We start from the raw sequence: 16,190 nt of genomic DNA on the forward strand, positions 1-16,190 counted from the left end.
ACTCGCCGGAATCGAGCAGGTCAGCCCGTTCGCGAGCGTGACGGTGGCCTGGTCAACGGTGGTCGCATCCGTCACGATTCCGCCCCTTTCAGCGCAGCGGTGAGCGCCTGATCGAGATCGTAGATGATGTCGTCGACGTCTTCGATGCCGACCGAGAGGCGCACGAGCCCGGGGTGCACTCCGCCGTCGACGAGCTGCTGCTCGGTGAGCTGTGCGTGCGTTGTCGAGGCGGGATGGATGATGAGCGTCTTGGCATCGCCGATGTTGGCGACGTGGCTCGCGAGCTCGACGTTCTCGATGACACCTTGGCCAACAGCGCGCCCACCCTTGACGACGAAGCCGAACACCGAGCTTGGCCCGAGCGGCAGATACATCGCGGCTCGATCGTGGTGACGGTGCGTCGGCAGCCCCGCCCAGTTGACGGCCTCGACGCGGTCGTCGTCGGCAAGCCATTCGGCGACGACGCGTGCGTTGTCGACGTGCGCCTGCATGCGGTACGGCAAGGTTTCGACCCCTTGCGCGAGCAGAAAGGCCGAGTGGGGCGCGAGCGCTGGCCCGATGTCGCGCAGCTGCTCGGCCCGCAAGCGCGTGAGGAAGGCGTATTCGCCAAAGTTGCCGTGCCAGGTGAGTCCGCCGTAGTGCGGCACGGTCTCGTCGAAGAGCGGAAAGTTGTGGTTCGCCCAGTCGAAGCGCCCTGACTCGACGACGACGCCTCCGAGGGTGGTGCCTGCGCCGCCGAGAAACTTGGTCGCCGAGTGGATGACGATGTCGGCGCCCCACTCGATGGGCCGGCACAGGTACGGCGTGGCAATGGTCGAGTCGATGACGAGCGGAATCTCGGCGGCGTGCGCCACGGCCGCGAGCCCTTCGATGTCTGCGATGTCGCCGCTCGGGTTGGCGATCGTCTCGGCGAAGATCAGTTTCGTGCGGCCGGGAACGATCGCCGCTGCGTAGTCGGCAGGGTCATCGCTCGCGACGAAGGTGGTCTCGACACCGAAGCGCCGCAGGGTCACGTCGAGCTGCGTGATCGAGCCTCCGTAGAGGTTCGACGAGGCGACGACGTGGTCGCCAGCGCCCGCGAGCGAGGCGATCGTGATGAATTGTGCGCTCAGGCCGCTCGCCGTCGCGACGGCGCCGAGGCCGCCCTCGAGGCTCGCGACGCGCTCTTCAAAGCTCGCGATCGTCGGGTTGGCGAGGCGCGAATAGATGGTGCCGTACTTCTGCAGCGCGAAGCGCGCGGCGGCGTCTTCGGGTGAGTCGAAGACGAAAGCGCTCGATTGGTAGATCGGTATCGCCCTCGCTCCCGTCGTCGAGTCGGGCACGTTGCCCGCGTGCAGGGCACGCGTGCGGAATCCGTAGTCGCGGTCGGCCATCCCTCCAGGCTATCCGCGCGCTGGTGGCCGCGCCGAGACGCACGTTACCGGGCGTAACCTTTGCACGGCGACGTCGGCACACTCCGAGATCCGTCGCTCGACGGAGGCGCACCCGAGGTTGCCGTTCTATCGTGAAACCATGACGACGGATGTCCAACCATCGCCCTCACGACCCACGTTCACCCCGACCCCGCGCACGTCGCGAGCCCTCGCCCCCGATGCTGCGCGCGGCCTCGTGTTGCTCGGCATCGCCGTGGCGAACGTGCCCTTTTTTATGTATGGGCGCGAGTTGGGGCTGCTGTTCAAACCGGTGACGGATGCTGCTGCCGACCCCTGGGTTAACGCCCTCGTCGCGACGCTCGCCGACAACCGCAGCTACCCGCTCTTCGCCTTGCTCTTCGGCTACGGCATGACGCAATTGCTCACGCGTGAGCATGCGCGCGGCGTCGAGTGGCCCGACGCGCGACGGCTACTCGTGCGGCGCAACCTGTGGCTCATCGCTTTCGGTGCCGCCCACGGGGTTCTGCTTTTCTTCGGTGACATCCTGGGCACCTACGGCCTGCTCGGCCTGGCTCTGGTGCTACTGATTCGCGCGTCGGGCCGCACTCTCGCGATCGTCGGCTGGATCGCGTTCGGGTTTCTCGTACTGGTGGGTGCGCTCGAGGGGCTGAGCGGGGTCTTGTCGCAGGTGCCAGGCGGGGCACTCTCGACTGCCGCGCTCTTCGGGTCGTCCTCGGCCGAGACGTATCCGCTCGCGGTGCTGTTTCGCGCGGGGGAGTGGACGATCGCTCTCATCTCGGTACCGTTCGGGGGCCTCGGCCTGCTGGCCCCGATGATTCTGGGAATGTGGGCGGCGCGCAAGGGAATGCTCGATGCACCCCACCGCCACCGGCGTGCGCTGTCGATCACCGCGGGGGTGGGTGTTCCGATCTCGGTGCTGGGGGCTCTGCCGATCGCGCTCGCACTACTCGGCGTCATCGAACTGCACCCGCTCGTCGAGCCGTTCGCGGCGATGCTGCACGCGGGCACCGGGGCGATCGGCGGTGTCGCCTATGCGGCTCTCGTCGCCCTGCTCGTGGGGCGGCACGGGCCCGGGCGCGAGCTGGGCAGCCCCACTGCGAAGCCTGCGGGGCCGATTTCTCGAGGCTTCGCGGCCTTGGGCCAGCGGTCGCTCAGCGGCTATCTCGCGCAGTCGGTCGTCTTCGTGATCGTCTTCGCGCCCTACACACTGGGTCTCGGCGCGACCGCGAGTGTGGCGGTCGCGACGCAGGTCGCCGTCATTACCTGGCTCGGCACCTTCATCGCCGCCAATGTGCTCGCGGCCGTGAACCGGCCTGGGCCGGCCGAGTGGCTGTTTCGCCGTGCGGTCTACGGCGGTGCTAGATCCAGCTCGGCAGCCAGTAGTGCAGGCGGATGAATCCGACGTCGACGGGCCATCCCGTCCACATCGGCATGAAGAACACGCTCAGCACGATCGCGATCGCGACGAACCCGATCACGATGGCAGCACCGAGCAGCCGGCGATCGTTGCTCGCTGACGTCGGTGCGAGGGCCGTCGAGAGCACGACCGTGAGGGCGAGCACCAAGAACGGCGTGATGACGATCGTGTAGAAGAAGAACGTGGTGCGCTCGGGGTAGAGCAACCAGGGCAGCCAGCCTGCGGCAATGCCGGTCAGTATGACGGCGAGTGCCCAGCCGCTGGCGGGCAGGGGCGGGCCGCTCGCGCCGCGCATCCGGTTCGCCGCCACTACCACGAGCAGCACCACGAGCGTGATGACCGAGGCGACGGCGACCCACCAGATGAGCGGGTTCGGTATGCCGGTAATGGCTTCGGCAGTGCCGTCGCCGAGGTCGCGGTAGTGCATGTAGGTGGGGCGCAGCAGCAACGGCCAGCTCAGCGCGCCGGCCTCATAGTTGTGGGGGCTCGATTCGCCCACGTGATAGCCGTAGACGCTCACCTGATACGCCCACCAGTTCTGCAGGGTGTCGGGCAGACCGCTCAGGATGCCCGGCAGACGATTGTCGTCGGTGATCACCCGTTCGCGGCCGTAGCCGCCGGTCGTCGTGAACCAGCCCCACCAGGTGAGCAGGTGTGTGAGTGCGGCAGCCGGAATCATGAGCACGAACGACGTGGGGGCTTGCTTCAGCAGGGTTCCGCTCGCCCACAGCGCGACGCCTGCGCGTCGCCGGTCGAGCATGTCGGCGATGACGGTCAGCACTGCGAACGCCGCCAGTAGATAGAGCGCGTTCCATTTCACGGCGGTCGCGAGCCCGAACGCGATGGCGGCGGCGATGAGCCACGGGCGCGCCCAGAGTGCGGGGCCCCAGTCGGTCGAGAGCGGCGGATCGCTCGATCGTCGACGCTCGAGCCAGGCGGCGAGACGCCGTGCGACGTGTCGCCGGTCGAGCACGATGAAGACGACGGCGAGCACGACGAACAGGGCGAGTATGCCGTCGAGCAGGGCGACGCGGCTCATGACGATGGCATTGCCGTCGATGGCGATGAGTAGCCCGGCAAGCCCGGTGAGCACCAGTCGGCCGAGCAGCAGGTGCGCGAGCAGCATGACGAGCCCGACGAGCACGATGCCGGCCAGGGCAGTGCCGAGCCTCCAGCCTGCGGGGTTCTCGGGGCCGAGCGCAGCAAGGCCGAGCGCGATGATCCACTTGCCGAGAGGCGGGTGAGCGACGAATGACGCGATGCCGGTCGGGCTGCCCGGTGCGCCCGCCGCCCACAGCTCGTTCGCCCCGTCGGGCCAGCGCGACTCGAAGCCCAGCTGCCGCAACGACTCGGCATCTTTCACGTAGTAGGTCTCGTCGAAGACGAGTTCGCCCGGCTGCTCAAGGCCGATGAGCCTCGTCGCCGCGGCCACTGCCAGCACGGCCGCCGGAACTGCGATGCACACGACGCGTCGGCGAGCATCCGTCAAAGATGCTCCTGTCGACAATGCTCCTGTCGACGCGGGTGCTGTCACCCGCCCATCGTAGCCGCGCCCGTCGCGCGGCGCTGTGGCGGGCTGTGCGCTGCCGCGGGCCGGTCGACGCCTGTGCTCGTGTGTGCGGTGTGCTGTGCCTCGAGCCATGGCGGCCCGGGCAGCTGCCTTCCGCAGGCTTCAACAACTACGGAACATGGTGAAGTTGCATCATGTGCTTCCGTAGTTGTTGAAGTCTGCGCGTGCACACCATGACCCTCTCGAACAACGGGGTCGCTCGGCGCTGGAGAGAAAGGTCGTCGTGCCGACACGTGTCACAGTGCGCGGTGGGAGGATGGGCACATGATCGTGCTCGCGGCGACGCCCATCGGCAATCTCGGCGACGCCAGCAGACGACTCGTCGAGACGCTGCAGTCGGCCACGGTCGTCGTTGCGGAAGACACGCGCACGGCCACGCACCTCATGCGGGCACTCGGGGTCGAGAATCGTCCGCGCTTGATTGCTCTGCACGAGCACAACGAACGCGCGAAGTCTGCCGAGCTCGTCGAGCTGGCGCGCGAGACCGATGTGCTGGTGCTGACCGACGCGGGCATGCCATCGGTCAGCGACCCCGGATTCGTTCTCGTCGAGACAGCCATCGCCGCGGGTGTCGGTGTGACTACGCTGCCAGGGCCCAGCGCAGTGCTCACGGCCCTGGTGCTGAGCGGTCTGCCGACCGATCGATTCGTCTTCGAGGGGTTTCTGCCGCGCAAAGGTCGGGCAGCCGCGCTGCGGGCGCTCGCCGACGAGCCGCGCACGCTCGTGCTCTTCGAGGCTCCGCACCGCATTGCCGCGGCGCTCGCCGACGCGCGCGATGCGATGGGCCCCGACCGGCGCGCAGCGGTGTGCCGCGAGCTCACGAAGAGGTTCGAAGAGGTGGCTCGAGGCACCCTCGCCGAACTCGCCGACCGATTCTCGGAGGGCGCCCGCGGAGAGATCGTGCTCGTCATCGACGGCGCGCCGATGCGGTCGGGAGACCTGCAGACCGCCCTCGCCGATGTCGCGTCACGCGTCAGCGGAGGAGAACGCTTGAAAGACGCGGCGGCCGTGGTCGCCGAGTCGACCGGTTTCGGCAAGCGAGAGCTCTACGAAGCGGCCCTCGCAGCTCGAGGCGGTGCCCGCGGCTAGTGCGATCGAGGTTCCATTCCCGCGTCGCATTCACTGCCGAAGGGACCGAAGCCATAGACGTTGTCGTTCTGCGTCGAGCGGGGCCACAGAGCCCCGTCATACTCGACGCGCACGCCGCGCATGCCCGTCCGTTGATCAAGCGTGCCCGCAGTTCGGGCAACGATCAGTATCCACACCCGCTCCCCAGGCGCAACGGTGGCGCCGATCGGGTCGATGCGCGACTCCCACGCGTCGCGCATCGTGGGCCAGATGTCGTCGGCGATAGAGACGCCCCAGCCCAGGTCGTCGTCTCCCGGCCCGGCGAGTGCAATCTCTGAAATGTGCACAGTGTTCTGAGCGAGAACGCTGACGTCGGTGATAGTGATGTCACCATCGCTCTCGTTCACGATCCCGGCCCCGAAGACGGCTTCTTGACCAGGATAGGTGGGGCTGAAGCAACTGCCGCTGGTTCCGTGATCAGGCGCCCCGCCGTCGATCACGAGTCCGCCCGAGGGGGCGCAGCCCGCGAGTCCCAGCACAAGCGCGCTGGTGAAGACACTGAGCATTCGTCGGTCCATGACCTGACGCTACGCCAGTTCAGTCGTGGCCGACAACAACGACTCCTCGTCAGTCGCAGGCTTCGCCGAGGACGAGCGTCACCGGAACACCCTGCTGAGCGCCATCGGTCGTCACGACGAGGCTGGCAACCCGTGCCTCGCCGGGGCCGCTGCGGGCCACCTCGATGCCGAGATACGCCGACGCTCCGGGCTCGAGAGGGGCGCGATCGAGGTCGACCCCGCCAAAGGCGTCTCGGCCGCGGTCGCTGACGATGACGGCGGTCTCGCGAGCGGCGTCGTCCACTGCGAGAAAGCGGTCGGTCACGGCGACACCCTGCGACTCGCCGAGATCGATATTGCTGATCGCGATCGGGTCATTTGACGAGTTCGTCACTCCGAGGGCGATAGTGCCCCGGTCGCCCGACAGGCAGCCGTCGAGGTCACCAGAGCCGTCGGGCCCGGCTCCACTGCAGGCCGCGAGCGGCAGCGTCAGCGCGAGCGCGGTGAGGCAACCCAGCAGTCGAGAGGTGACGGGCATCATCGGCGACCAGCACCGCAGTGCGACCACGGTGGCACGAACCCCACGACGGTGTCAGAGCTGCTCGTCGCCGAGAACCAGCCGTCGTCATACTTCACGCGCATACCCTCGATGCCGGAATACTGCGTGAAGTCGCGAGCGTGCAGTTGCACGATGAGCTCAGCTGAACCGCCGCCCGCAATACGCACGCCGTCGATCTCAGTGCGAGCGTTCCAGAGTGGTCGTTGCTCGGGAGTGAGCTTGCCTCCAGGGGCGACCCCGAAGGTGCGGTACACCGAGTCGGTGACCACGATCGAGATGTCGCTTACCGTCGAGTTGACGAGCGTTAGTGGCCGTGCTTCGCGCAGAATCACGTCGTGGGCGGCGGTGTTGACGAGTGTGACGCTGACATATGCGAGGTAGCCCTCGGTCGACGTCTCGGGCACCGTGCGTGTGGAAAAGCAGAGGTCGACGAGGTCGCCGTGCACGTTCACGGCGGGTGCGCCGGTGCACCCGCTGAGAGCGACTGCTGCAGCCGCTGCGACGAGCCCCCCGGCGAAGACTCTAGTGATCCTCACGAGGGCCAAGAGTAGCGCGAAACACTATGAGCCACCCCCGTAGACTGGCCCATTATGGCCGCTGGCGACTCCTTCTACATCGCGACCCCGATCTTCTACGTCAACGATGTACCGCACATCGGGCACGCCTACACAGAGGTGGCCGCCGACGTGCTCGCGCGCTGGCATCGGCAGTCGGGAGTCGACACCTGGTCGCTCACCGGCACCGACGAGCACGGGCAGAAGATTCTGCGCACCGCGGTGGCGAACGGCGTCACGCCGAAAGAGTGGACAGACAAGCTCGTCGCCGAGTCGTGGGTTCCACTGCTCAAGACCATCGACATCGCCAATGACGACTTCATTCGCACCACCGAAGAGCGCCACGAGCGCGTCGTGCAGCAGTTCTTGCAGAAGCTCTACGATGACGACTTCATTTACTTCGGCGAGTACGAGGGCTACTACTGCGTCGGGTGCGAAGAGTACAAGCAGGCAGACGACCTCGTCGACGGCGCCGGCGAGTTCGAGGGTCAGCGAGTCTGCGCCATCCACGGCCGCCCCGTCGAAGTGCTACACGAAGCGAACTACTTCTTTCGCCTCAGCGCTTTTCAAGACCGACTGCTCGCGCTCTACAAAGAGCAGCCCGACTTCGTGCAGCCCGACAGTCTGCGCAACGAGCTGACCTCGTTCGTCAGCCGCGGCCTCGACGACATCTCGATCTCTCGGCAGAGCCTCGACTGGGGGGTTCGGGTGCCGTGGGATGAGAAGCACGTCTTCTATGTGTGGTTCGACGCGCTGCTCAATTACATCAGCGCTATCGGCTGGGGCACCGACGATGCCAACTTCTCGCGACGCTGGCCCGCCGTACAGCTCGTCGGCAAAGACATCGCGCGCTTTCACGCCGTCATCTGGCCCGCCATGCTCATGGCCGCCGGTCTGCAGCCGCCCGCACGTGTGTTCGGCCACGGCTGGCTGCTCGTCGGCGGCGAGAAGATGTCGAAGTCGAAGCTCACGGGCATCGCCCCGCACCAGATCACCGATGTGTTCGGCAGCGACGCCTTCCGCTACTACTTCATGAGTGCCATCAACTTCGGGCAAGACGGCTCGTTCAGTTGGGAAGACCTCTCGGCTCGGTACCAGGCCGAGCTCGCCAACGGATTCGGCAACCTCGCGTCTCGCGTCGTCGCGATGATCGGCCGCTACTGCGAGGGAGTCGTTCCCGCCGAGGGCGCGCTCACCGACGCCGAGTCGCGCATCCACCAGGTGACGACGGATGCTGTGGCCGCCGCCCAGCGCGCCATCGAGACGTTCGCGATCCACGACGCCATCGCGGCAGTGTGGACGATCGTCGACGAACTCAACGGCTACCTCACCGAGCAAGAACCGTGGAAGGTCGCGAAAGACGAGGCCCAGGTCGAGCGCCTGCACACCATCCTCTACACCGCGGCCGAGGGCTTGCGGGCGCTCGCCGTGCTGCTCTCGCCGGTGATTCCGCAGTCGACGCAGAAGCTGTGGACCGCGCTCGGCGCCGACACCGCGCTGGGCGCGCTGCTCGAGCAGAGCATCCCGAACGCAGCGAACTGGGGTCAGCTGCCCGCCGGAACCCAGACGCAGCCGCTCGACGCGCTCTTCCCGCGCATCGAGCAGGAGTAGGCCGCAAGAGTGTCAACCCCCGACCGCGCCCAGGTGAACGCGGTACGGTCGTAGGGGAGGCGATACCGTGAGCGACCAACTTGACCCGCACGTGCGTGCTCGCGCCGTGATGGAGGGTTCGACGCGCGACCTCAGCTATCCGCCGAGCCCTGAAGCGCTCGTGGTGCCCGTGTACGACAACCACACGCACCTCGAGATCGCCGACGGCGAAAACCCCATGCACTACCGCGAGCACCTCGACCGCGCCTCGGCCGTGGGCGTGCGCGGCGTCGTGCAAGTGGGCACCGACGTGCTGACGAGCCGCTGGTCAGCCGCCGTCGCTGCGCGTGAGCCGCGCGTGCTCGCTGCAGTGGCGATTCATCCGAACGAGGCTCCCGCGCTCGCCGAATCAGGCGAATTGGATGCCGCTCTCGCGGTCATCGACGAACTCGCCGCGCAACCGAGAGTGGTCGCCATCGGTGAGACCGGCCTCGACTACTACCGCACCGAGCCCGGCAGCGGACGCGACGCGCAGCTCGCCGCCTTCGAAGCCCATATCGAGATCGCGAAGCAGCACGGGCTGGCCTTGCAGATTCACGACCGCGATGCGCACGACGACCTCGTGGCGACGCTGCTGCGCGTGGGTGCGCCCGAGAAGGTCGTGTTCCACTGCTTCAGCGGTGACGTCGAACTGGCCACCGTGTGCGCCGAGCGCGGCTGGTACGCGAGCTTCGCCGGAACCGTCACGTTCAAGAACGCCCGCAACCTGCGCGACGCCCTCGACGTGCTGCCGCGCGCGCTGCTGCTCGTCGAGACCGACGCGCCGTTCTTGACCCCGCACCCGTATCGTGGGCGGCCCAATGGCCCCTACCTGCTGCCGTTCACGGTGCGCGCGATCGCCGACCACTTGGGCACCGACGTGTCGATGCTGTCTGCGCAGCTCGCCTCCAATACCGAGCTCGTGTATGGCTCGTGGGATTCTGAGCCTGTCGTTGCTCCGGGCGACCCGTGGGCCGATCAGGAGGTTCCGGGCGACCCCGACGATCTCGGCGACCTCGGCGGCGATCTGCCCGAGAACTACCCGGGCGAGCGGTGACCGTGCCCGCGGCACCGGCATGAGCGCACTGCTCGGCCCGGCCGAGGTGCGCGACCTCGCCGAACTGCTCGGGGTGAGCCCCACCAAGAAGCTCGGTCAGAACTTCGTGCACGACGCCAACACGGTTCGGCGCATCGTGGCGACGGCGGCGCTCGAACCGGGTGAGCCCGTGCTCGAGGTCGGCCCCGGCCTCGGGTCGTTGACGCTCGGGCTGCTCGAGGCCGGGCATCCGGTGGTCGCCATCGAAGTGGATGCTCGCCTCGCCGCCCAGCTGCCCCGCACCGTCGCCGAGGTGCAGCCTGAGGCCGCGCTCGCGGTGGTCACCGCCGACGCCCTGCGGGTGGCCGAGGTGCCCGACGCGCCGGGGGGCGCGCGCCCGACCGCGCTCGTCGCCAATCTGCCCTACAACATCTCGGTGCCCGTGCTGCTGCACCTGCTCGCGCTCGAGCCCGGCATTCGGCGCGTGCTCGTCATGGTGCAGGCCGAGGTCGGCCACCGTCTGGCGGCCGCTCCCGGCTCGAAGGTCTACGGCGGCCCCTCGGTGAAGGCGGCCTGGTACGGGCGCTGGAAGGTCGAGGGGGTCGTGAGCCGGCAGGTGTTCTGGCCGGTGCCGAACGTCGACAGTGTGCTCGTCGGCATGACCCGCGGCGAGCATCCCGGAACCGAGTCTGAGCGCGAGCGGGTGGGCGTGCTCGTCGACGCTGCTTTCGGGCAGCGCCGCAAGATGCTGCGGCAGGCGCTCAGCGAGGTGTTCGGTTCGTCGGCCGCGGCGAGCGCGGCGCTCGAGGCAGCGGGCCTCGACCCGACGGCTCGCGGTGAGCAGCTGGGCCTGCCCCAGTTTCTGGCCCTCGCGCGCGTCTAGGGTGCGCGGGTGAGCAGCGTGAGCACTTCGACGTGCTGCGACTGCGGAAACATGTCGACGACGCGAGCGCGCTCAATCCGGTATGAGGGCATCGCAGCGAGGTCGCGCGCGAGCGACTGAGGGTTGCAGCTCGAATACACGATGCTCTGCGGGCCGCGGCGCTCGAGCAGCTCGGTGAGCTCGACCGACAGGCCGCGCCGCGGAGGGTTGACGATGGCGAGCTCGGGCAGGGCATCCTGTGCCGCCGCCCACCTCGTGGCATCGCCCGCCACGAAGCGCACGCGCGAGCGGTCGGCCGCCGAAGGGTAGAGCGCATCACGGGCGAGTTCGGCGCTCTCGATCGCGTCGGCCGACACTTCGACTCCCGTCACCGTGCGCGCGGCACCCGCGACGTGCAGCGCGAAGCCGCCGACGCCGCAGTAGAGGTCGCACACCGACGTGGGAGCGACGTCATCGACCCAGGCCGCGGCCTGGCGGTAGAGCTCGCCGGCGACGGCGGTGTTGGTCTGCACGAACGATCGGGGCAGGGCGTGCAGGGTCACGTCGCCGACGCGCATGGCGAGACTGCGTTGCTCGGTGAGCACGTGCTCGATCTCTCCCTCGAGCACGGCCTTGTGCTCGGGCAGCAGGTTGACCGAGACGACGGCGATGCGGGGCAGCGCGTCGAGCAGCCTCGTCAGGGTGTCGCGCACGCGCGTCAGCCCGTGCTCGCTGCGCACGACGAAGCGCACCATGAGTGCGCCATCGGCGGCCTCGGTGACGATGAGGTGCTTGAGCTCTCCGCGGCGGGAGGGCACGTCGTACGGTTCGAGGTCAGCCTGCGTGATGGCGGCGATGAGGGCGGGAAAGGCGGCCAGGATGCCCGGGGCGATGACGCCGCACCCGCGCAGATCGACGCCGCGCCCCTGGCCGTCGAGAATGCCGAGGGTCGGTGCCTGCATAGTGCCGCCGACGACCATCTTGGCCTTCGATCGAAAACCGCGCTCGCTGCTCGCCACCGGAGGCGACCAGTGTGCCGAGTCACCGAACGGCGCGAGCAGCGCGCGCACGCTCACGTCTTTCTCGGCGAGCTGCTGCGCGTAGGCAACACCCATGAGGGTGCATGAGCGGCACAGCCCAGCATCGAAGTAGTCGCACTGCATGGAATGCCAATGCTAGCGACGACGCACCCCCTTCCCCTCACCTGAACCGGTTCGCCTCACCATCTAATCCGAAGTATTTGATCAGATCTGTAGGCTCTGGCGTAGCACAACACTGCACAGCTGACGTCATTCGCTCCGGGGTTGACTGCGATGGACTAATCAGTTCGCGCAAATTTGAACTCGAGGAGTGGATGCTCACTGAAGTGACGGTAGGTAGTCGCCAAGTATCGATTCAGTGCGGAGTGGGGCTACTAGAAAATGACGAGCGGGATGCGGACGGCGTGCGGACTGTACGGCAACCTTCGCTCTTGAAGGTTTTCCTCGTTACTCGCCTCTTTGCTCCCTCAACCAACGGAGTCGAGCCTGAACAAATGGAGTGATGTCCTTAGTGCGCTGAAGCCGTAACTTCGCCAGGTCATAGCCCACTGCGCGGATCGCTACGTGCGTTGCGCCGAGTTGGGCACTGCCCCACCAACCGTTCGGGAAGTCCCAAATCTTCACGGGACTCGGACTTCCGTCTACATCGACGAGGGCAACTCGATCTGGACTTGCCAATACGTCGTCGAGCTCAGTGCTATCGAGAATGTCCTCGAACGACCGCTTGAATGTAAGCATCGACTGTTCCGCGCCGGGCTCGGAAGCATCTTCTGTCTGAACCAATATCTCGACGCCACTCGCGAAGCACTCAAGCTGTCGAGGGCCTCCATCGAATTGCCAGGAGCCAATCATTACCTGACCGGGCGCGTCGAGGATCTCGTACGACACTTGCCTGCGTGAAACCAAGAGGACGCGATGGTAGGCGTCGTCGACGGTGCGCCAAAACGCTTCTGGTTCGAGCTGCCCAGTTACTTCCATACCCGCAGGGTTTCACAAACGTCGAGTGCCCTCAAGGCGCGGGGCGTGAGGAACGAATCGGTGACAACTGATCGTTAGTGCCGCAGGGCTCTGACGGGAAGGATGTCATCATGCCCAGTCCCTATCCCAGAGAGTTCCGCGAGGACGTCGTCGCGGTCGCCCGACGCCGCGAAAGCGGCGTCACGCTCAAACAGATCGCCACTGATTTCGGTATCAGCGAAGCGACGTTGCAGAACTGGTTGCGCCAAGCCGACATTGAAGAAGGCAACCGCCCCGGTCAAACGGCCGACGAGGCAAGCGAGATGCGAGAGTTGCGTCGCCGGAATCGTCTCCTCGAGCAGGAGAACGAGGTCCTGCGCAAGGCTGCGGCGTATCTGTCGCAGGCGAATCTGAAACTCGGTGGCTCCCCAAAATGATCTACCCGCTCGTTGCTGAGCTCGCCGAAGCGGGGATCCCTGTGACGGTGTCGTGCCGGGTCTTGAAGCTCGCCCGCCAGCCCTACTACCGGTGGAGAAAGGATCCCGTCCGGGATGCGGACGTGGTGCGCGCGTATCGGATCAATGCGCTCCACGACGCCCACGCTGAAGACCCGACGTTCGGCTATCGATATCTCGCTGACGAGGCCCGTAGGGCGGGCTGGCGGATGAGCCGGCGGACGGCGTGGAAGTTGTGTTCCCAGGCCGGGATTCTCTCCTCGGCACAGCGACGCAGGCGCGGCAAAGGCAAGAAGGTTGGCCCGCCGGTGTTCGACGATCACGTGCAGCGCGTGTTCCGTGCGGACGCTCCGAACCGCCTATGGCTGACCGACATCACCGAGCACCGCACGATGGCCGAGGGCAAGCTCTATTGCTGCGCGATCAAGGATGTGTTCTCGAACAAGATCGTCGGCTACTCCATCAGCGAGCGAATGACGGCGAAGCTTGCCGTCGACGCTCTGCGCAATGCCGTCGCCCGACGCGGGGACGTCGCGGGCTGCATTCTGCATGCCGATAGGGGCAGCCAGTTTCGCAGTCGAGCGATGGCCAGGGAGTTGCGCCGTCACGACATGGTCGGCTCGATGGGTCGCGTCGGTGCCGCCGGGGACAACGCAGCGATGGAGAGCTTCTGGTCGCTGCTGCAAACGAACGTCCTCAACCAGCAACGGTGGGCGACAAGGCAAGAGCTGCGCCTGGCGATCGTGGTCTGGATCGAGCGGAAGTATCACCGGCAACGCGCCCAGGACACTCTCGGAGGGTTGACCCCGATCGAGTTCGAAGCGAAGCTAACCGAGTCGCGATCCTTCGCGGCCTAAACCGAACCTGTCACCGATTCGTTCCTCACGCCCTGGTAAGTCATGAAGATGCATAAGGCTGTGCTTGCCATTTTGGCCGCGCTCACCGTGGCTTTGTCGGCCGCGAGCCCCGCGACGGCGGGAATCGCGAATGACGAGCGAGCGCTCGTGACCGAGTCATTTGCGCCACCCCAAGCCTACGAGTTGATCGAGATGACGACAGCGCCGATGGTGCCGGTTTGCGAGCTCCTTACAGAGGAAGCGACCGACTACATCATCGAGAATAATCTTGACCTGTGCGGGTACGGCCAGCCAGGTACTCACGGTGGAGCCACCCCGCTCGGGTACTCAAACGGTTTGTGCGGGAGTTCGGCACTTTTTCTGTACAACGGCAACTTTTCCGGTCAGGCGCGCATCAGCTATGGATTCACGTCAACGGCAGGTGCAGTCGTTGTCCGTTCGCTCGTGGTCAACTGGGCTGGAGCGACTTCCAGTGGCTCGTACACTGACTTCAGCGCAATGAACGCCGTTGGCTACAACAACAACATCTATCGGACTACTGGAGTGGGAACTGCCGCCGCCGATCTCGGTGGCACGGTGCTCACGTCGTGGGGTCTATGGTGCACCATCGGCACACCGTGGGATCAACGGCATATTTCGTAGCCACTTGGTTTGGTTGTCGATGGGTCGTATCGCACGAACGGCACAGCCCGGCATCGATACAGTTGCCCTGCATGGTGGGCGCGGGCCAGAATTGGGCGGCCAGGAGTGGCCATCGTTCTGACCTCCAGCGTGCTCACATAGGCTGGTGCCATGACGGGTTCGGGGGCTTCGCACGTGGTGCACGCTCGCGCACCCGGCAAGATCAACGTCTTCATGAAGGTGGGCTCGCTGCTCGACGATGGCTACCACGAAGTGGCCACCGCCTACCAGGCGATCTCGCTCTACGAAGAGGTCTTCGCTCGCCCGGCTGACGACTTCTCGGTGCGGTTCGGCGGGCCGATCGACTGCAGCGGGCTGGCCACCGATGGTTCGAATCTGGCCATCAAGGCGGCGCGACTGCTCGCCCGCACGGCCGACTATCGCGGCGGCGTGTCGCTCGAGATCGAGAAGCATGTGCCGATCGCGGGCGGTATGGGCGGCGGCTCGGCCGACGCTGCTGCCACGCTCGTCGCGTGCGACCACTTGTGGGGCACGGGGCTGAGCCGAGACGACCTGCACGACCTCGCCGCACAACTCGGCGCCGACGTGCCGTTCGCCCTCATGGGAGGCACCGCTGTGGGCACGGGCCGCGGCGACCGGCTGTCGCCCGCACTCGCGCAAGGAACCTTTCACTGGGTGCTCGCGCTCTCCGAAGGGGGACTCAGCACTCCTGAGGTGTACGCCGAGCTCGATCGGCACCGTGAACGGCACGTGCACGATATCGCGCCGCCGCCCGAGCAACCCTCGGTCGACATCGAAGTGCTGCAGGCGCTAAGGGCGGGCGACCCGCATCAGCTCGCCGAATACCTCTACAACGATCTGCAGGCGCCGGCGCTGCACCTCGAGCCCGAACTGTCGAAGACGCTCGAGACGGGTGAGCTGCAGGGCGCGCTCGCGGGCATCGTCTCAGGCTCGGGCCCGACCGTCGCCTTTCTAGCGGCCGATCAAGATCAGGCGCTCGAGCTGCAGGTGGCGCTCAGTGCGTCTCGGTTGACGGTGCTTCGAGCGACTGGTCCGGTGCACGGCGCTCGGGTGATCTCGAGCTGACGCCGACGAGGCTCAGCAGCACGATGGCGATCGCGCCGCCCACGAGCGCGATGTCGGCCACGTTGCCGACGAAGAACCCGAAGTAGTCGATGAAGTCGACGATCTCGCCGCGCGCGAAGCCGGGCTCACGAAACAGACGGTCACCGAGGTGGCTGATGGCGCCGCCGAGCAGTGCGCCGGCGGCGAGGGCCCACCGCACACTCGAGATGCGGGCGACGAAGATCGAGATGCCGACGACGGCGAGGGCTGCCACGAGAGTGAGCACCCAGGTGTAGTCGCCGCCGATGCCGAACGCGGCACCGGGGTTGTAGACGAGTCGCCACTGAATCCACTCGCCGATCACGGGCACCGCCTGGTAGGGCACGAGCGTCGCCTCGGCCCAGTACTTGGTCGCCTGGTCGATCATGATGATGCCGAACGCCCACAGCAGGGTGAAGGGCAGCACGCGGGCGATGGGGCGGGTGGGCGTGGCCGTCGGTGCGGTCTCGTCGGAGGGCATCCGTCTAT

Annotated in this window: 15 protein-coding genes and 1 pseudogene; 8 read left to right on the forward strand and 8 right to left on the reverse strand. The window is 66.7% G+C overall.

Features of this window, described 5'->3' with window-relative positions; all coding sequences use genetic code 11:
• Positions 1-71: 71 nt before the first annotated feature.
• Positions 72-1,373 carry an O-acetylhomoserine aminocarboxypropyltransferase/cysteine synthase family protein gene (locus tag KIT89_RS13305; RefSeq protein ID WP_297602353.1) on the reverse strand — a complete coding sequence of 434 codons (1,302 nt, stop codon included), beginning with the start codon at positions 1,371-1,373 and terminating at the stop codon, positions 72-74.
• A 139-nt stretch (positions 1,374-1,512) separates the two neighbouring features.
• Here KIT89_RS13305 and KIT89_RS13310 point away from each other — a divergent pair, with 139 nt between their 5' ends.
• A complete protein-coding gene (locus KIT89_RS13310; protein WP_297602354.1) occupies positions 1,513-2,790 on the forward strand; it encodes a DUF418 domain-containing protein in 1,278 nt (425 codons plus the stop codon).
• Here KIT89_RS13310 and KIT89_RS13315 read toward each other — a convergent pair.
• Positions 2,753-4,345 carry a phospholipid carrier-dependent glycosyltransferase gene (locus tag KIT89_RS13315; RefSeq protein WP_297602355.1) on the reverse strand — a complete coding sequence of 531 codons (1,593 nt, stop codon included), beginning with the start codon at positions 4,343-4,345 and terminating at the stop codon, positions 2,753-2,755. The two genes, KIT89_RS13310 and KIT89_RS13315, sit on opposite strands and share 38 nt — an antisense overlap.
• A 300-nt stretch (positions 4,346-4,645) precedes the next feature.
• Here KIT89_RS13315 and rsmI point away from each other — a divergent pair, with 300 nt between their 5' ends.
• Positions 4,646-5,470: a 16S rRNA (cytidine(1402)-2'-O)-methyltransferase gene (rsmI, locus tag KIT89_RS13320; protein WP_297602356.1), complete on the forward strand. Its 825-nt coding sequence runs from the start codon at positions 4,646-4,648 to the stop codon at positions 5,468-5,470.
• On the opposite strand, the gene KIT89_RS13325 is transcribed toward rsmI, so the two are convergent.
• The 3 genes from KIT89_RS13325 to KIT89_RS13335 form a co-directional block, all read right to left on the reverse strand.
• Positions 5,467-5,949, reverse strand: coding sequence for a hypothetical protein (locus tag KIT89_RS13325; protein ID WP_297602357.1), 483 nt, complete (start codon positions 5,947-5,949; stop codon positions 5,467-5,469). The two genes, rsmI and KIT89_RS13325, sit on opposite strands and share 4 nt — an antisense overlap.
• A gap of 127 nt (positions 5,950-6,076) precedes the next feature.
• Positions 6,077-6,547, reverse strand: coding sequence for a hypothetical protein (locus KIT89_RS13330; protein WP_297602358.1), 471 nt, complete (start codon positions 6,545-6,547; stop codon positions 6,077-6,079).
• Positions 6,544-7,101, reverse strand: a complete 558-nt coding sequence (locus tag KIT89_RS13335) for a hypothetical protein (RefSeq protein WP_297602359.1) — start codon at positions 7,099-7,101, stop codon at positions 6,544-6,546. Before KIT89_RS13335 ends, KIT89_RS13330 begins: the two co-directional genes overlap by 4 nt.
• Before the next feature lie 54 nt (positions 7,102-7,155).
• Here KIT89_RS13335 and metG point away from each other — a divergent pair, with 54 nt between their 5' ends.
• The 3 genes from metG (at position 7,156) to rsmA (ending at position 10,667) form a co-directional block, all read left to right on the forward strand.
• Entirely contained in the window at positions 7,156-8,730 is a 1,575-nt protein-coding gene (metG, locus tag KIT89_RS13340; RefSeq protein ID WP_297602360.1) for a methionine--tRNA ligase, read from the forward strand.
• Between the two features lie 109 nt (positions 8,731-8,839).
• Positions 8,840-9,805, forward strand: a complete 966-nt coding sequence (locus KIT89_RS13345; protein WP_297603972.1) for a TatD family hydrolase — start codon at positions 8,840-8,842, stop codon at positions 9,803-9,805.
• 19 nt (positions 9,806-9,824) lie between these two features.
• Positions 9,825-10,667: a 16S rRNA (adenine(1518)-N(6)/adenine(1519)-N(6))-dimethyltransferase RsmA gene (rsmA, locus tag KIT89_RS13350; protein ID WP_297602361.1), complete on the forward strand. Its 843-nt coding sequence runs from the start codon at positions 9,825-9,827 to the stop codon at positions 10,665-10,667.
• Here the strand turns inward: rsmA and KIT89_RS13355 are convergent.
• Positions 10,664-11,809 (reverse strand): methyltransferase domain-containing protein, encoded by a 1,146-nt coding sequence (locus KIT89_RS13355; RefSeq protein ID WP_297602362.1) that lies wholly within the window; start codon positions 11,807-11,809, stop codon positions 10,664-10,666. The two genes, rsmA and KIT89_RS13355, sit on opposite strands and share 4 nt — an antisense overlap.
• Before the next feature lie 324 nt (positions 11,810-12,133).
• On the reverse strand, positions 12,134-12,664 hold the full coding sequence (locus KIT89_RS13360) for a hypothetical protein (RefSeq protein WP_297602363.1): 531 nt from the start codon (positions 12,662-12,664) through the stop codon (positions 12,134-12,136).
• Positions 12,665-12,774: 110 nt separating this feature from the next.
• On the opposite strand from KIT89_RS13360, the pseudogene KIT89_RS13365 reads away from it, so the two are divergent.
• The 3 genes and pseudogenes from KIT89_RS13365 to KIT89_RS13375 all read left to right on the forward strand — a co-directional run bounded on the left by KIT89_RS13365 (position 12,775) and on the right by KIT89_RS13375 (position 15,683).
• Positions 12,775-13,955: pseudogene (locus KIT89_RS13365) on the forward strand (IS3 family transposase).
• A gap of 60 nt (positions 13,956-14,015) precedes the next feature.
• Positions 14,016-14,597 carry a hypothetical protein gene (locus tag KIT89_RS13370; RefSeq protein ID WP_297602364.1) on the forward strand — a complete coding sequence of 194 codons (582 nt, stop codon included), beginning with the start codon at positions 14,016-14,018 and terminating at the stop codon, positions 14,595-14,597.
• Positions 14,598-14,747: 150 nt separating this feature from the next.
• Complete coding sequence (locus tag KIT89_RS13375; RefSeq protein WP_297602365.1) at positions 14,748-15,683, forward strand: 4-(cytidine 5'-diphospho)-2-C-methyl-D-erythritol kinase; 936 nt, start codon at positions 14,748-14,750, stop codon at positions 15,681-15,683.
• Here KIT89_RS13375 and KIT89_RS13380 read toward each other — a convergent pair.
• Positions 15,613-16,182, reverse strand: a complete 570-nt coding sequence (locus KIT89_RS13380; protein ID WP_297602366.1) for a signal peptidase II — start codon at positions 16,180-16,182, stop codon at positions 15,613-15,615. The two genes, KIT89_RS13375 and KIT89_RS13380, sit on opposite strands and share 71 nt — an antisense overlap.
• Positions 16,183-16,190 lie beyond the last annotated feature (8 nt).

This window comes from Microcella sp. (genome assembly GCF_025808395.1).
Classification (GTDB): Bacteria; Actinomycetota; Actinomycetes; order Actinomycetales; family Microbacteriaceae; genus Microcella.

Coding starts and splice junctions, on each gene's coding strand:
- KIT89_RS13305 (WP_297602353.1), bottom strand. CDS start 1,373: ATGGCCGACCGCGACTACGGATTCCGCACGCGTGCCCTGCACGCGGGC.
- KIT89_RS13310 (WP_297602354.1), top strand. CDS start 1,513: ATGACGACGGATGTCCAACCATCGCCCTCACGACCCACGTTCACCCCG.
- rsmI (WP_297602356.1), top strand. CDS start 4,646: ATGATCGTGCTCGCGGCGACGCCCATCGGCAATCTCGGCGACGCCAGC.
- KIT89_RS13330 (WP_297602358.1), bottom strand. CDS start 6,547: ATGATGCCCGTCACCTCTCGACTGCTGGGTTGCCTCACCGCGCTCGCG.
- metG (WP_297602360.1), top strand. CDS start 7,156: ATGGCCGCTGGCGACTCCTTCTACATCGCGACCCCGATCTTCTACGTC.
- KIT89_RS13345 (WP_297603972.1), top strand. CDS start 8,840: ATGGAGGGTTCGACGCGCGACCTCAGCTATCCGCCGAGCCCTGAAGCG.
- rsmA (WP_297602361.1), top strand. CDS start 9,825: ATGAGCGCACTGCTCGGCCCGGCCGAGGTGCGCGACCTCGCCGAACTG.
- KIT89_RS13355 (WP_297602362.1), bottom strand. CDS start 11,809: ATGCAGTGCGACTACTTCGATGCTGGGCTGTGCCGCTCATGCACCCTC.
- KIT89_RS13360 (WP_297602363.1), bottom strand. CDS start 12,664: ATGGAAGTAACTGGGCAGCTCGAACCAGAAGCGTTTTGGCGCACCGTC.
- KIT89_RS13375 (WP_297602365.1), top strand. CDS start 14,748: ATGACGGGTTCGGGGGCTTCGCACGTGGTGCACGCTCGCGCACCCGGC.
- KIT89_RS13380 (WP_297602366.1), bottom strand. CDS start 16,182: ATGCCCTCCGACGAGACCGCACCGACGGCCACGCCCACCCGCCCCATC.